Source organism: Streptomyces sp. RKAG293 (assembly GCF_023701745.1).
In the GTDB taxonomy this organism is placed as follows: domain Bacteria; phylum Actinomycetota; class Actinomycetes; order Streptomycetales; family Streptomycetaceae; genus Actinacidiphila.
The window spans coordinates 7,623,102-7,638,199 of the sequence record NZ_JAJOZB010000001.1; the positions used below are offsets into that span (position 1 = coordinate 7,623,102).

Annotated in this window: 10 protein-coding genes; 9 read left to right on the forward strand and 1 reads right to left on the reverse strand. The window is 73.8% G+C overall.

From position 1 onward, the window contains the following. The first annotated feature begins 62 nt into the window (after positions 1 to 62). The 6 genes from LNW72_RS33855 (at position 63) to LNW72_RS33880 (ending at position 7,035) form a co-directional block, all read left to right on the forward strand. The gene (locus LNW72_RS33855; RefSeq protein WP_308402069.1) at positions 63 to 1,238 is read left to right on the forward strand and encodes an agmatine deiminase family protein; all 1,176 of its coding nucleotides are present in this window, start codon (positions 63 to 65) and stop codon (positions 1,236 to 1,238) included. 360 nt (positions 1,239 to 1,598) lie between these two features. Next, the gene (locus LNW72_RS33860) at positions 1,599 to 1,931 is read left to right on the forward strand and encodes a WXG100 family type VII secretion target (RefSeq protein ID WP_250978855.1); all 333 of its coding nucleotides are present in this window, start codon (positions 1,599 to 1,601) and stop codon (positions 1,929 to 1,931) included. Positions 1,932 to 1,980: 49 nt separating this feature from the next. After that, on the forward strand, positions 1,981 to 2,295 hold the full coding sequence (locus LNW72_RS33865) for a WXG100 family type VII secretion target (RefSeq protein WP_250978856.1): 315 nt from the start codon (positions 1,981 to 1,983) through the stop codon (positions 2,293 to 2,295). Between the two features lie 124 nt (positions 2,296 to 2,419). Then, positions 2,420 to 3,766, forward strand: coding sequence for an EsaB/YukD family protein (locus LNW72_RS33870; RefSeq protein WP_250978857.1), 1,347 nt, complete (start codon positions 2,420 to 2,422; stop codon positions 3,764 to 3,766). Positions 3,767 to 3,809: 43 nt separating this feature from the next. Continuing rightward, entirely contained in the window at positions 3,810 to 6,602 is a 2,793-nt protein-coding gene (locus LNW72_RS33875) for a right-handed parallel beta-helix repeat-containing protein (RefSeq protein WP_250978858.1), read from the forward strand. Between the two features lie 109 nt (positions 6,603 to 6,711). Continuing rightward, positions 6,712 to 7,035 (forward strand): hypothetical protein, encoded by a 324-nt coding sequence (locus LNW72_RS33880; RefSeq protein ID WP_250978859.1) that lies wholly within the window; start codon positions 6,712 to 6,714, stop codon positions 7,033 to 7,035. A gap of 22 nt (positions 7,036 to 7,057) precedes the next feature. On the opposite strand, the gene LNW72_RS33885 is transcribed toward LNW72_RS33880, so the two are convergent. Beyond that, a complete protein-coding gene (locus LNW72_RS33885) occupies positions 7,058 to 7,672 on the reverse strand; it encodes a hypothetical protein (protein WP_250978860.1) in 615 nt (204 codons plus the stop codon). Positions 7,673 to 7,865: 193 nt separating this feature from the next. On the opposite strand from LNW72_RS33885, the gene LNW72_RS33890 reads away from it, so the two are divergent. The 3 genes from LNW72_RS33890 to LNW72_RS33900 are packed head-to-tail and all read left to right on the forward strand — an operon-like array spanning position 7,866 to position 15,072. Continuing rightward, complete coding sequence (locus LNW72_RS33890) at positions 7,866 to 8,318, forward strand: WXG100 family type VII secretion target (protein WP_250978861.1); 453 nt, start codon at positions 7,866 to 7,868, stop codon at positions 8,316 to 8,318. 58 nt (positions 8,319 to 8,376) lie between these two features. Continuing rightward, positions 8,377 to 12,543, forward strand: coding sequence for a type VII secretion protein EccCa (eccCa, locus tag LNW72_RS33895; protein ID WP_250978862.1), 4,167 nt, complete (start codon positions 8,377 to 8,379; stop codon positions 12,541 to 12,543). 36 nt (positions 12,544 to 12,579) lie between these two features. Then, a complete protein-coding gene (locus tag LNW72_RS33900) occupies positions 12,580 to 15,072 on the forward strand; it encodes a hypothetical protein (protein WP_250978863.1) in 2,493 nt (830 codons plus the stop codon). The last annotated feature ends 26 nt before the right edge of the window (positions 15,073 to 15,098 follow it).

Consider the following 15,098-nt stretch of genomic DNA (forward strand, 5'->3'; position numbering starts at 1 on the left):
TTTAGCTTTCCAGTCAACCCCGGAGTCGGCGCGGGGAGTTGACCCACCGAAGGAGACCCCTCATGAACGACCACGCAGCGAACCCGCCCGGCGCGGGCGACGATCACGCGGCCAACCCACCCGGCGGGATGGGCAGGCGCACCTTCCTCGCGGCGGCCGGCCTCACCGCCGCTGCCGCCGCCCTCACGGCGGTCGAGGGACGGGCGGGGGCGGCGGCCCGCCCCGCCGCGGCCGCGTTCCGGGTACCGGGTGAGGACGTCCGTCACACCCGTACCTGGATGGCCTGGCCGGACAGCACCTCCATCTGGGGCAGCACGCTCAACGGCGTCCAGACGGACATCGCGCTCATCGCCCGCACCATCGCCAAGTACGAACCGGTCTACCTCTGCGCCAACTCCGCCAGTGCCGCCAAGGCCCGCTCCCTGTGCGGCTCGACCGTCACCGTCGTCACCACCATCCCCGTCGACGACTGCTGGATGCGCGACACCGGCCCGATCTTCCGCTCGGACGGGGCCGGCGGCCTCGACGCGGTCGGCCTGAACTTCAACGGCTGGGGCAACAAGCAGACCCATTCCAAGGACGCTCTGGTCGCCGGCCGGATCGCCGCGTACGTCGGCACCCCGTTCACCGCCGCCGGCCTGGTGGCCGAGGGCGGCGCGGTCGAACAGGACGGCGCGGGCACCCTGATGGCCACCCGCAGCAGTCTGGTGAACCGCAACCGCAACCCCAACATGTCGCAGTCACAGGTCGAGACTGCGCTGCGCACCGCCTACGGCGCCTCCAAGGTCATCTGGTTCGACGGCGTCACCGGCAAGGACATCACCGACGACCACGTCGACGCGACCTCCCGCTTCCTCGCCCCCGGGAGAGCCGTCGTCCAGATGCCGCTGGCCTCGGACAACGACGCGTACGCCAAGGACGCGCGCCAGCAGTACCAGGTCCTGTCCGCGGCCACGACCGCGGGCGGCGCCCCCATGACCGTCGAGAAGCTGCAGGGTCCCGACTACAACAAGATCCGCTCCACCAACCCGGAGTTCCTCGCCTCCTTCGCCAACTACTACGTCTGCAACGGAGCCGTCATCAGCGGTCAGTTCGGCGACACCCGGGCGGACACCGCGGCCAAGGCCACTCTGGCCCGCCTGTTCCCCGGCCGCGTCATCGAGCAGCTCAACATCGACCGCCTCGGCACCGGCGGCGGCGGTATCCACTGCGTCACCCAGCAGCAGCCGGTGCCGTAACCGGCCCGCGGCACACCGAACGGCCCGGCATCGGCAGCCCGACGCCGTCACCCTCCCCACCCCGGCATGACCCGCCCTCCACCCACCGGCCCGGCTCCCGACAGGAGCCGGGCCGAACGGCTGTGTACCGTCCGGCCTCCGGAGGAGAGCTCGCGGGGCCGGGGGCAGTGTGGCCGGCCTCGGCCCGGAGGGCGCGCTGTGGGTGCGCGATCTCCTCCTCGGGTCAGAACCTGTTCAATCGCTGCTCACTTCGGTTCGCGACCACCCGGACGGGGCCGCGGTGGTGTTTGACTGCGGAGGTGTCGAGCGAGAGGGGCGGACCCCGCCATGGCTGACCAGCCTTCTGTGAGCGTCGGCGGTGTGACCTACAGGGTGACACCGGAATACCTGGCCAACGCCTCCAGTAACACCTCGTCCACGGCGGGCGAGATCTCGGGGCAGTTGAGCGAGCTGAAGTCGTACGTGACGAGTCTGGAGGCGAGTTGGCAGGGCATCGCCCACAACCAGTTCCAGACGCTGATGGCCGAGTACGACATCTACGCGCGGATGCTCCACGACGCCCTGGAGGGGATCTCCAAGGGGCTGCAGGGCAACTACGTCAACTACAAGGACTCCGAGCAGCAGAACGTGAACAACCTGATCGCGCTCGGCGACGACGTGCCGAAGTCAGCGACCGGCACCAACTTCTCCTGACCGTCACGTGTTCCGCCGCCCATCCCGGCGCACTCACTAGGAGCCATTCATGCCCGATGTCGACGGCACTCCGATCTACGTGGGCGAAGGCCTCGCCGCGGCAGGCGGCTGGCTGAACGCCAGAGCCGGCGAGGTCTCCGGCGAACTCCAGGCCCTCAAGTCGCAGTTGGCACCGCTGGCGGACGCCTGGCGGGAGAGTCAGGCCGCCACCTACTACCAGGACATGCAGAACGAGTGGGACCTGGCGGCCGACGGCCTGTTCGGACCCGACGGGGTGCTCGGCCGGATCGCCCAGGCCATGCACGTGAACTGGAACAACTACAGCGACGCCGAGTGGTCGAACATCTCCACCTGGCGGCACTGACCTCCCCTGCGGCATGCGGGTCCCGGCACGGCCCCCGGGGCCGCACGGCCCCGCCGTCCCGAAGCCCCGAAGCCCCGAAGCCCCGACTCCACCGATACCGCCGACACCACCGAAGGAATCGTCCGTGCCCGATGAACGCTGCCGGGTCACCGTGGTCGGTGAACGCAGGCGCGTCGACCTCGCCCTCCCGGCGCAGGCCCCGATCGCCGAGTACGCCCCTCGGCTCGCCGCGCTGTGCGGCCAGCCCGAGTCCGAAGCGATGCCTCCCGTCTGGTCGCTGGCCGAGTCCGGGGGTTCCCCGCTGGCCCCCGGGGACTCGCTGGCTGCCGCGGGCATCGTGGACGGTGCCACGCTCTACCTGCGCGACCACCGGGACGGCGAGTGGGGCGAGCTGACCGTCACCGACCTGGACGAACAGGTCACCGCGGCGCGTGAGCAGGGCGGTGTGTGGAGCGCCCGGCTTCGCGCCCAGGCGGTGCTGGGGGCAGGCCTGCTGGTGACCGTCGTCGCCGCGGGATGGCTGGGGGCGCGCCGGCCGGCCGGTCCCGCCGTGCCGCTCTTCGTCTTCGCCGCGCTGGCGTCGGCGCTGCTCGCCTGGTACGCGACCCGCAAGAACTGGCCGCTGCCGGGCGCGGTACGCCAGCTCCTGGCGCTGGCGGCCTGCCCGCTGTTGGCCTGCGCCGGACTGGGCGCGCCGCTGCACGGGCCGGTGGCCACCCCGGTGCTGGTCGCGGCCGGCGCCGTGCTCGGGGCGCTCGCCGGGCTGGTGGCGCTGCCGGCGCCGTCCACCGTCGTCCTCCAACTGGTCACGGCCATCACCGCGTTGTGCGTGGTGCCGCTGACCGCGCTGCACGCGGGCCTCACCGGCTCGGCCGCCGTGCTGGCCCTGACGCTGTACCTGGTGGCCGGTCTGCTGCCCCGTGTGACCAGCCAGATCGCGGTACTCGTTCCCACCGGACCGGACACCGGCAGGCCGGCCATGGCCAGTGCGGACGTGGCCGCCGTCGTGCGCCGCGGCAACGCGCTGCTGATTCTGCTCAGTGTGCTGACCGCGACGGTGCTCGCCACCGCGCTGCTGGTCCTGAGCGCCTCCCGGGGTGTGTACGCGCTCGCCCTGGTCGCCGTGGTGAGCGTCGGGCTGCTGCTCCAGGCAGGCTCGGTGCGGCTGCCGGCCGCCGTGCTGCCCCAACTGGGTTCCGGAGTCGCCGGGTTGCTGGCGCTGGCGATCCGGCTGCCCGAGTACCTCTTCGACTCCCGCGCCGCCGGGCCGCTCGCCGCATTCGCCGCCGGTCTGGTGCTGGTCGGCTGCGGTCTGTTCCTCGCCTTCGGTGCCGCGCTGCGCCCCGTCGAGCAGGAGCGCCCCACATGGCCGTCGGCGGTGGCCACCTTCCTCGCGGTGGCCGCTCTGCCGCTGGCCGTCGGCGTCTTCGGCCTCTACGGCTGGCTGGCCAACCTGGGGAGCGGTCTGTGACCGGCCGCCGCGTGCGGGCCCGGGTCGCGGCGGGAGGCCCGCGGTGAAGGCGGTCGCGCAGCGGGTGGCGCCCGGCAGTTGGGGCGCGCACCGCACTATCGGAGCGGCGGTGCGGGGTGCCCGGCCGGGCGCCCTGATCACCGTCCAGGCCGGCACGTACATCGAGAGCGTCGTGCTCGACAAGGACGTCAGCCTGGTCGCCAAGGGCGAAGTGCGGCTGGTCGCCGCCCGGGGCCCGGCCGTGACCGTACACGCCGGCCGCGCCGAACTGCGCGGCTTCGTCCTGTCCGGCACCGCGCCCCGCGAGGCGGCCGTGCTGCTGCGCGGCGGCGAACCGGTGCTGCGGGACTGCGAGATCACCGGCGGCCGCGTCGAGGTCACCGGAGCGGCGGCACCGCTGCTGACCGGCTGCTCGGTGCGGCGGACCGAGGGCGCGGCCCTGTGGCTCACCGGCACCAGCCGCACGACGCTGGAGGGCCTGACCGTCGGTGGCTGCGACGGGGACGGCCTGGTGGCCGGCGACGAGGCGCGGGCCGAGCTGACCGACGCGGTGCTGGACGGAGTGACCGGGCGCGGCGTCGTGCTGACCGCCGGCGCCCACGCGACCCTGACCCGCTGCGAGATACGCGGCAGCGGTGGCGCCGCCGTCTTCGCGGAGGGACACGCGGGCGCCACGCTCCGCGAGTGCCGGCTGCACGGGACGGGCGGCCCGGGCGTCTGGCTGCGCGGCACGGCGGGCCGCGGCACGGCCGCGGACGACAACCCGGTGCGGGAGAGCGACCCGCACCCCCAGAGCAGGGGCTCGGCCCTCCCCCGTGGGGTCGAGCCCCGCACCACCCGCGGTACCCAGGGTGTGCGGCTGCGCGGTTGCGAGATCTTCCGCACCGCCGGGGCCGGAGTGCTGGCGGACGGCGGCAGCGCCGTCCTGCTGGACGCCTGCCATGTACACCACACCTCCGGCGCAGCGGTGCTGGTCACCGCCCAGGCCGCCGCGGAGCTGACGGCGGTGCGGGCGGTGGACTGCGAGGACACCGCGCTCGTCGTCAGCGGCTCGGGCACGGTCACCGCGCACGACTCCACCTTCGCCCGCACCGCGGCCAACGGGCTGTACGCGGTCGACGGGGCCGACGTGTCGCTCACCGGCTGCACCGTGCGCGACACCGCCTACAGCGCCCTGCACCTGGGCGGCGGAGCCCGCGCCCGGGTGCGCGGCTGCACCGTCACCGACAGCGCCGAGTACGGGATGCGGGTGACCGAGCGCGCCGAACTGCTCGCGGACGACTGCGAGGTGACCGGCGCCGAGCTGGCCGGGGTGTCCGTGGAGGGCGGCGACGCCGCGCTGCGCGGCTGCCGGATCAGCGGCACCAGGGAAGGGGTGCGGCTGCGCACCTCGCACCGTCCGCTGCTGGCCGACTGCGACATCACCGGCACCGCGGAGACCGGGGTGCGGATCGGCCGGGACACCGGAGCCCGGCTGGAGAACGTGACGATCACCGCCAGCGGCACCGCCGGTCTGCTGCTGGAGGAGGGCAGCACGGCGGTGGTGGACGGCGGCGCGATCCGCGACACGGCGGGCAGCGGCATCGTCGTCCGGGCCGGAGCCAGGCCCCGGATGCACGGCACGACGGTCGCGGCGGCCGCCAAGAACGGGCTGTTCGTCGAAGAGGGCGGCGAAGGCCGCTACGAGGACTGCCGCTTCACCGGCAGCCGCTTCCCCGCCGTCTACGCGGGAGCCCGCTCCCGCGTCCTGCTGCGCCGCTGCACCGTCGACGGGACGGAACAGGACCTGCTGCGGGACGAGGAGGCGGAGGTGACGGCCGAGGACTGCCGGGTGGAGGGCGTCTCCGAGCCCGTGCTGCCCACGCTGGCGCCCGTGGGGGAGCGGGAGGGGCGCACCGCCGTGCCCGCCGTCGCGCACGCCGCGGGTGCGGCCGGCGGGGCGGCCGGTGGCGGTGCGCGCGACCAGGACGCGTCCGGCGACGACGCCGGACAGGCCGGGGAGAAACTCGCCGCCCTGCACGCGGAGTTGGACCGGCTCGTCGGTCTCGACGGGGTCAAGCGCGACGTGGTGACCCTCACGAAGCTGATGCAGATGGTCACCATCCGGCAGGCCGCGGGGCTCTCGGCGCCGCCGCTCAACCGCCACCTGGTCTTCGCCGGCAACCCCGGTACCGGCAAGACCACCGTCGCCCGGCTCTACGGCGGCTTCCTGGCCGCCCTCGGACTCCTCAGCCGCGGCCACCTGGTGGAGGCGGACCGGGGCGACCTGGTCGGCGAGTACGTCGGACACACCGCGCCCAGAACCACCGCCGTCTTCCGGCGGGCGCTGGGCGGGGTGCTCTTCATCGACGAGGCGTACTCACTGGTGCCGCAGGGAAACCAGATGGACTTCGGCGCCGAGGCCGTCTCGACGCTGGTGAAGCTGATGGAGGACCACCGTGACGAAGTGGTCGTCATCGTGGCCGGCTACCCGGGTGGGATGAACCGGCTGCTGGAGTCCAACGCGGGCCTGGCCTCCCGCTTCACCCGCACGCTCCGCTTCGAGGACTACTCCTCCGCGGAACTGGTGCGGATCGTGGAGCACCAGGCCGACAGCCACGAGTACACCGTCGTGCCCGAGACCACCGAGGCACTGCACGGCTACTTCGAGACCCTGCCGCGCGGCGAGCAGTTCGGCAACGGGCGCAGCGCCCGGCAGGTCTTCCAGCTGATGACCGAACGGCACGCACAGCGGGTGGCCGAGCTGTGCCTGAGCACCGCCGACCTGGCCGCGGCGGGCCCGGAGCTGCTCACCGCGCTGCTGCCCGCGGACCTCCCGCCGGGGGAGGCGCCGTGACCGCCGGCGGCGCGCAACGGGACGACCGTACCGACCGTACGGCGGGACCGGACCGCGGACGTGCGGCGTGATGGGACTTCGGACGTGGTGAAAGGCAGGTGCCCCGCAGATGGCGGAACAACCGACTCCAGAGCAGTGGCAGGCCGACCTCGCGGCACTGCATGACGCGATCGGCGCGGTCAAACGCGAGGCCGCGGCCATCTCCGCGACCATGGCCTCGGTCGACTCCAGGATGAGGGAGGTCGGCACCGACTGGTCCAGCCCGTCCTACGCCACGTTCGACGAGATCACGTCCTGGTTCCACACGGCGCAGCACGACCTGGAGCACCTGCTGGCGGACATCGTCTCCCGGATGACCACCAGCTACTGGAACTACCACAAGGCGGAGACCGCCAACTACGCGAACCTCAGCGACGGGCAGCGGAGTGCCTGAGCCGAGGTCCGCGGCGGCCGTCTCAGTGCGTCGCGGGCGGGTCCGGGAAGCGGCACTCCCGGTCGGTGTGCGCGTAGACCTGACCGGAGTGGTTGATCAGGGCGATGTACTCGCCCAGCTTCTCCAGCGCCATGCCCGCCTGCAGCAGCGCCCGCTCCATCGCCGGGTTCATGTCGGCGGCGAACTGCTCGCCGGCCGGCGCGAACGGGTTGTCCTTGCCGTTGACGAAGATGTAGCCGTCATGGTTCAGCCGGTTCGAGTAGTACCCCTGCGACTTCGCGCCCTGGCCGAAGACGGTGTCCTTCTTCGCCATGACCTTGGCGCGGACCTCCTCGTACGTGGCCACCGCGGCGCGGCTCTCGGTGAGCAGCGACCGCTCCGTGGTGCGCATGGCGCTCAGGTCGATCCTCAGGTCCCCGGACGGGTCCCCGGGGGTGGGGCCCTCGGTGCCGGAGTCGGACGGGATCTTCTGCGGGTCGTCGTTGAAGGACGGCGGCTCGCCCCAGGCGACCTTGTCGTTCGGCACCAGACCGCTGAGGTCCTTGCCGTGGTCCGGCCCCGGCTCGCTCTGGTCGTCGCCCCCCTCCGCGGCGGGCAGTGGCGTCGTGTCGTACTGCGAGTTGATCGGGTCGGTCACGGTGTCTCCCTCGGCAGTGTCGCGCCGGCTTCGCGGTCCGTCGGCCGGGCGGCGCGGTGTACGGGGCGGCAGTGGCCCCATGGAACCTCCGCCAGGTTTACCACTTATATGAGGAATTGTCAGCATCGTGGCGGGACCGCGCCGTTCGCCACAACACCCCGCGCCCTCGCGGGACTTCAGAGGAAGGTGACCCATGGCTGATCACGGCCAGGCCGACTACGACGTCTCCGTCATCGACGTCTCCCCGAGCGGCATGCACACCACCGCCACCCAGCTGAAGAACCTCGCGCAGGACGTCGCCGACAGCCTCACCCGGGTCAAGGCGACGCTCGACGGGCTCCGGCTCACCTGGGAGGGCCGGTCCGCCAGGGACGCCGACGAGGTCGCCCAGGACTGGGTGCGGGTGACCACCGAACTGTTCGGCACCAAGGACGACCCGAAGAAGGGCGTCCTGACCACCCTCGCCGACGGCGTCGGCATGGCCTCAGGCAACTTCAGCACGGCCGAGGACGCCATCGCCAAGGCGTTCTCGGAGTTCCGCCAGGCCCTGGCGCCCGGTGACGGCAAGAGCGATCCGCCCAAGGACACCCCGCCCGAGTCGGTCACCGACACCAACAGGACGGCGATCACCATGACCTTCGGCTGACCGCCGCCCCGCCCCCTTCGCCCGCCGGCCCCCTCAGCCCCGTCAGTAGGCAGCCCCCGTGAGTCGCATACCCTTCCACCGCCCCGTCCGCATGACGCCCCCGCCGATGCCGGACGGCAGGACGACACTGGCCACCCCGCCCCAACGCCCGCAGCAGCAAGGGGCGGCGGGCTGGCTGATGATCCTGCTGCCGCTGCTGTCCAGCATCAGCATGGCCGCCTACATGGTCGCCTACGGCAAGGCGTGGATGATCCTGCTCGGCATCGCCTTCGTCGTGGTGTCGGTCGGCATCACCATCGGCGTGCGCATGCAGCTGCGCGGCAGCCGGCGACGCAACCAGTACCGGCAGCGCGAGCGCTACTCGGAGTACCTGGCGGGCGTCCGCAAGCAGGCGATGCACGACGGCGCCGCGCAGCGCGCGGCGGACGCCTGGCTCCACCCGCACCCCGACCGGCTGTGGGCCATCGCCACCCGCCGCCGCCGGGTGTGGGAACGGCGGCCCGGCGACGCCGACTTCCTGCGGCTGCGCGTGGGCGCCGGCGCGGCACCCGCCGCGCACGGGCTGCACATGCCGGCCCAGAACGACCCCACCGTCGAAGTGGACACCCGCTCCCAGCACGCCGCCGCCGAACTCGTCCGCACCCACGGCACCGTCGAGGACCAGGCCGCCTGGCTGGACCTGCGCGGCGCCGGCGTCGTCAGCCTGCTCGGCCCGCGCCCGCGCACCCGCGAGCTGGCCCAGTCGCTGCTGCTCCAGCTGTCGGTGCTGCACGCCCCCGACGACGTGCGCGTCGCCGTCGTCACCGGCGGCGACTCCGCCTGGGACTGGGTGAAATGGCTGCCGCACGCCCAGCAGCCGGACCAGGACGCGCGGCTGCGCGAGCAGGAGCTCGTCCCGCTGCTGGCCGATGACCTGGCCGGGCTCCAGGACCACCTGCAGAGCACACTGGACCAGGCCGTCGCCGCGCGTGCCGAGCGGAGCAGCCGCATCGTCACCCAGCGGGACACCGGCGCCCGCCGCCACCTCGTCGTCTTCCTCGACGACTACGACCCCCAGGCGCCCTGGACCCGTGCGGCGCTGCTGTCCGACCTGCTCACCGAGGCCGGTCCCGAACTGGGCCTGCACGTGGTGTGCCTGGTCGAGGAGGAGGGCTCGGAACCGGGCCGGGTGGACGTACGCGCCCGCACCGACGCGCGCGGCGGCCTCGTCCTGGAGGGCCGCGCCCCCGGCCTGCACGCGCCGGTCGAGAAGGCCGTGGCCGACGAGACCGTGCCCGCCGTCCGGGAGGCGACCGCCCGCTCGCTGGCCCCGCTCCGGCTGTCCGGCGAGCGCGACCAGGTGCTCTCCGAGCACGTCTCCCTCTCCGGCATGCTCGGCTTCCCCGACATCGCGGCCTTCGACCCGGCCACCTCCCGGCGCGCCCCGGACCGCAAGGACCTGCTCAGCATCCCGATCGGGGTGACCGGCACCGGCGAACCCCTCTCCCTGGACCTCAAGGAGTCCGCACAGGGCGGCATCGGACCGCACGGCCTGGTCGTCGGCGCCACCGGGTCCGGCAAGAGCGAACTGCTGCGCACCCTGGTCACCGGCATGGCCATGGTGCACGCACCCGAGCACCTGGCCTTCGTCCTGGTCGACTTCAAGGGCGGCGCCACCTTCGCGGGTGTCACCGAACTGCCGCACGTCTCCGGCCTGATCACCAACCTCGCGGACGATCTCGCGCTGGTCGACCGGATGCGGCAGGCCCTCCAGGGCGAACAGCAGCGCCGCCAGCGGATGCTGCGCGAGGCCGGCAACGTCGACTCGGTGCGCGAGTACCAGCTCCGCCAGGCCGCCGGCGGAACCGATGTGCACGGCAAACCGCTGGAGCCGCTGCCGTATCTGCTGATCGTCGTGGACGAGTTCGGCGAACTCCTCTCCCAGCGGCCCGACTTCATCGACCTGTTCGTGCAGATCGGCCGCGTCGGCCGCTCCCTGGGCATGCACCTGCTGCTGGCCACCCAGCGGCTGGAGGAAGGCCGGCTGCGCGGCCTGGAGTCGCATCTGTCGTACCGGATCTGCCTGCGCACCTTCAGCGCCGCCGAGTCCCGCGCCGTCATCGGCACCTCCGACGCCTACACGCTGCCCGCCATCCCCGGCTCCGCCTACCTCAAGGTGGACGAGTCCGTCTACGAGCGCTTCCGCGTCGCCCACGTCTCCGCGCCCTACCGCGAACACGACTCCGAGGCGCCGGGCCCCACCGTGGAACCGGTGCCCTACGCGGTGCTCGGCGACCTCGCCCCGCTCACCGGCGAGGAGAGCGAGCCGGCCGCCTGGGAGTGGGACCCGGACGCGGGCGACACCGAACTCCAGATCGCCGTCGAACGCCTGCTGAACAAGGACACCCCGGGACACCAGGTGTGGCTGCCGCCACTGCCGGCACACTTCCCCCTCGACCCGCTGCTCGGCGAGCCCGAGGCGGACCCGGACCTCGGCCTGCGCTGCGCCCAGTGGCCCTTCGCGGGAGAGCTGAAGGTCCCCGTCGGCGTCCTCGACGTGCCCGCCCGCCAGGAACAGCGCCCCCTGGTGCTGGACCTGACCGGACGGCAGGGGCACCTGGCCCTCGTCGGGGCACCGCAGAGCGGCAAGTCCACCTTCCTGCGCACCGCGATGCTCAGCGCCATGCTCACCCACACCCCCGACGAGCTGCAGTTCTACGCCGTCGACATGGGCGGTGGCGCGCTGCACGGGCTGGCCGACGCACCCCACGTGGCCGGCGTCGCCGGGCGCCGCGACGAGGAACGGGTGGGCCGGGTGCTGGCCGAGGTCGGCCGCCTGGTCACCGCACGCGAGCAGATGTTCCGCGAGCTGCGCATCCAGTCCGCCGCCGACCTGCGCACCCGGCGCGTCCGGGGCGAGCTGCCCGAGGGCGTGCGCGCCGCGGACATCGTGCTCGTCGTCGACAACTGGGCCGCCCTGCACGCCGCGGACGAGAGCGCCGTGGAGACCCTCACCGAGATCGCCACCCGCGGCCTCGGCGTCGGCGTCCACCTGTGGCTGACCGCCAACCGCTGGGCGGAGATCCGCGTCAGCCTGCGCGACAACATCCCCGGCCGTCTCGAACTGCGCCTCAACGACCCGTCCGAGTCCGAGATCAGCCGCCCCGCCGCCCGCGGACTGGGACAGAGCATCCCCGGGCGCGGACTCGCCTCGCCCGGGCTCACTTACCACGTCGCGCTGCCCCGGCTCGACGGAGCGGACGGCATGGACGGGCTCGCCGACGCCGAGCAGGCGCTGGTCCGCTGGATCGCCGAGCGCTGGCGGAAGTCGGCGGCCCCGGCGCTGCGCGTGCTGCCGGAGCGGATCACCGTCCGCGAACTGGCGACCGCCGCCCAGCCGTCACCCGCCGAGCGCTGGGAGAGCCACGGGGCCGGCCTCGGCGAGCACGAGGTCCCCATCGGGCTGCGCGAGTCCGACCTGCGCACCGTCGGCCTCGACCTGACCTCCGGCGCCCCGCACTTCACCGTCTTCGGCGACTCCGGCTCCGGCAAGACCGCCTTCCTGCGCGGCTGGATGCGCGGCATGGCCGCCCGGTACTCCGCGCGCGAGGTGCGCTTCATGGTCGTCGACCACCGGCACAGCCTGCTGGACCTGGTGCCCGAGGAATACATCGGCGCCCGCGGTGGAAACGCCGACCTGGTCTCCGCGCAGGCGCAGGCCCTCGCCGAGATGCTGCGCTCGCGCATCCCCCCGGCCGATCTCACCACCGCCCAGCTCGCCGAGCGCGGCTGGTGGCAGGGCCCCGAGCTCTACGTCGTGGCCGACGACTACGACCTCGCCTCCGGCAGCATGGGCCGCGGACCGCTCGCCGCCCTGGCCGAGTTCATCCCGCAGGCCGACGAACTGGGCTTCCACCTGGTGCTGGCCCGCCGCGTCGGCGGCGCCGGCCGCGCCCTGATGTCGGACCCGCTGCTCAGCAAGCTCAAGGAGATCGGCACCGACGGCCTGCTGCTCTCCGGCGACCACCGCGAAGGCGCCCTCATCGGCGACCAGCGAGCCCGCCCCCGTAAGCCCGGCCGGGGTCTGCTGGTGCGGCGCAGCGCCGAACCGATGCTCGTGCAGATCGCGCTGGACGAACGCGACGCGCCCCCGGCCGCCTCCGGCAGCTCCGTACCGGCTGTTGCCGGTTCCGTACCGGCCGTCCCCGGTTCCGAAACGGCCCGGACCGTCAACACCCGAGCCTAGACAGCAGCACAGCGCCCAGGGAGGGCGGCCCACATCATGGCAAGCGCGGATTCCGTACTCGACACCATCAGCATCGACGACATGATCGAGCTGGCCAACGCGTGGATCCGGCTCGGCGACGAGCTCCACGAGCGCAGGGTCGCCGTCGGCGGCCACCTGGGCGGCCTCGGCATGACCGGCGCCGCCGGCGACCAGGCGCACCGGGCATGGGACGAGGCGCTCGGCAAGACCATCGACGAAGCCGCCGAGACCGCCTGGACGATCGGCCAGACCATCCAGCGCTACGCGGACGAGCTGCACAAGGCCGCCGACGAGTACGCGAAGAAGATCAACGCCTCCATGTGGGCCAACCTCATCGGCGCCCTCCTCGGCCTGGCCTTCCTGTTCGTCGGGCCGCTGCTCAGCGGCCTGTTGACGATGATCAGCTCACTGCTGAGCCGGCTGATCCCGGTGCTCGCCCAGCTGGCCGCCCGCCTCGGTACCGTGGGCACCGCGATCGCCGGCGGCCTCGGCGGCGCCGCGACCGGCGCCGCGCTCAACCTCGGCATCGACGTCGCCGTCGGGGAGGCGGGCGCCGCCATCGCGGGCACCGACTACGACGTCGACTGGGGCGCCGAAGCGTGGAGCATGGGCCTGGGCGCGATCCTGGGCGGCGGCTTCGGCGCCTTCTCCGGTTTCCGTTACAAGCCGAGCCCGACCACCCCCGCCCGGGCCCCCGAGGGCGGCGTCCCGACGCCCACTCCCCGAGGAGAAGCGACCCCCGGGCTCGGCTCCAACCCCGCGATGATCGGCGGCGGCCCGCACGTCACCCCGCCGCCGCGGCTGTCCGGCGGCGAGCACGCGGCCCCCAGCCCCGGCGCCCTGGGCAAGGGGGACGGCGCCGTCGCCCCCGGCCCGCTCGACCTGAAGGGCGGCGGCGTGTCCGCCAACCCGTCGCATCCCACCAACAGCGGAGCCGGCGCGGGCCACACGGATGGCGTCACCGCGCCCAACCCCGGTGCGCGGAGCGAGAGCCCCGCCACCAGCACACCGCCGCCGGTCGGTGGGCGCTCCAACGCCGGCGGGACCGGCGGCTCCCCGGTTCCCCACAGCCCGGAGCTGGGCGCAGCCACCCCGCAGCATTCCGGCGGGTCCCCGGCGAGGCCGGAGTCCCGTCCGGTCAACCCGGCCGGTTCCGAGGTGTTCGCGGGGCAGGGTCAGCGGTTGGGTGGTCCGCAGGCGAACCCGCACGGGACGCCGGAGCCGAGTGGTGGCGGGCAGGCGCCCGCTGCGGGGAAGCCGGTCAACCCGGCCGGCTCTGAGGTGTTCGCGGGGCAGGGTCAGCGGTTGGGCGGTGCGCCGAGGAACCCGCACGGAACTCCGGAGCCGAGTGGTGGTGGGCAGCCGCCGACCGCGGTGAAGCCGGCCAATCCGGCCGGTTCTGACGTGTTCGCCGGCCCGGGCCAGCGGTTGGGCGGTCCGCAGGCGAATCCACACGGGACGCCGGAGCCGAAGCCGGCGCCTGCGGAGGGAAGCCCGAAGCCGAGTGGTTCCGGTGGGACGGATCCGTTCGCGGGGCCGGGTCAGCGGTTGGGTGGTCCGCAGGCGAACCCGCACGGGACTCCGGAGCCCAGTGGTGGGGGCAGCCGCCCACCGCGGGGAAGCCGGCCAACCCGGCCGGTTCCGACGTGTTCGCCGGCCCAGGACAGCGGTTGGGCGGCCCGCAGGGGAACCCGCACGGCACCCCCGAACCGCAGCCCGCCAAGGGCTCGTCGTCCGGCGGCCCTGGGGCGGCGGACACGTCCGCCGGCGGCCGGGGCTACGACTACCCCGCGACGGACACCAATCGCCCGCCCGCTGAGGCCGGTGGCAGTACTCAGCAGTCCGGTGCCCCGACGCCCGCGGACCCGTTCGAGGGCCGCGGGCAGAACCTCGGCACACCACCGGCCGACCCGCACGGCACCGCGCAGCCGCGCCCGAGCGGCGGGAACCGTCCCGGGGAGGGGATCCCCGACAGCGGTGGTGCCAAGCCCCCGACGCGTTCGGGACCCGGCTACGACCGCCCGGCCACCCTCGGCGACACCTCCGGCGGCACGCCCGGGGGTAGCCGCGGAACCGGGGAGGGCGGCGGGAACCTCCGCGCCAACGAGGGCAGCAGCACCTACGTCGAGACGCAGCCGCCCGGCTCCCGGCCCGGTCCCGGGGCAGGCGACAGAACCACTGGGGACGGCGGACCTTCGTCCTCATCCTCGTCCGCAGCCGCGGGGCCCGCGGAGACCTCCGCGCCGAAGACCACCCAGGGCACACCCGATCCGGGCCCGGCCGGAGCCACGTCCTCCGGCCCGGCCCGGACCGAGGGCGCTTCCGAGGGGAACGGCGGAGCGCGCCCGACTCCGGCGCAGCCCGGCCTGCCGGAGCCGTCGGCACCGGCCGGCGGCGCGCGCGGCGGCGACTCGGAAGGTGCCCCCGTCCCACAGAGCGGCCTGCCGGTTCCGGGCGGACGCCCGGCCCAGCAGCCGGGCGCCGACACGGGCCGCCCTGCCTCCGTGACGCGGCCCGGGGACGACGGGACCACT

Excerpts from the sequence above, each read along its gene's own strand:
- LNW72_RS33855 (WP_308402069.1), top strand. The coding sequence starts at position 63 with ATGAACGACCACGCAGCGAACCCGCCCGGCGCGGGCGACGATCACGCG.
- LNW72_RS33865 (WP_250978856.1), top strand. The coding sequence starts at position 1,981 with ATGCCCGATGTCGACGGCACTCCGATCTACGTGGGCGAAGGCCTCGCC.
- LNW72_RS33880 (WP_250978859.1), top strand. The coding sequence starts at position 6,712 with ATGGCGGAACAACCGACTCCAGAGCAGTGGCAGGCCGACCTCGCGGCA.
- LNW72_RS33890 (WP_250978861.1), top strand. The coding sequence starts at position 7,866 with ATGGCTGATCACGGCCAGGCCGACTACGACGTCTCCGTCATCGACGTC.
- LNW72_RS33900 (WP_250978863.1), top strand. The coding sequence starts at position 12,580 with ATGGCAAGCGCGGATTCCGTACTCGACACCATCAGCATCGACGACATG.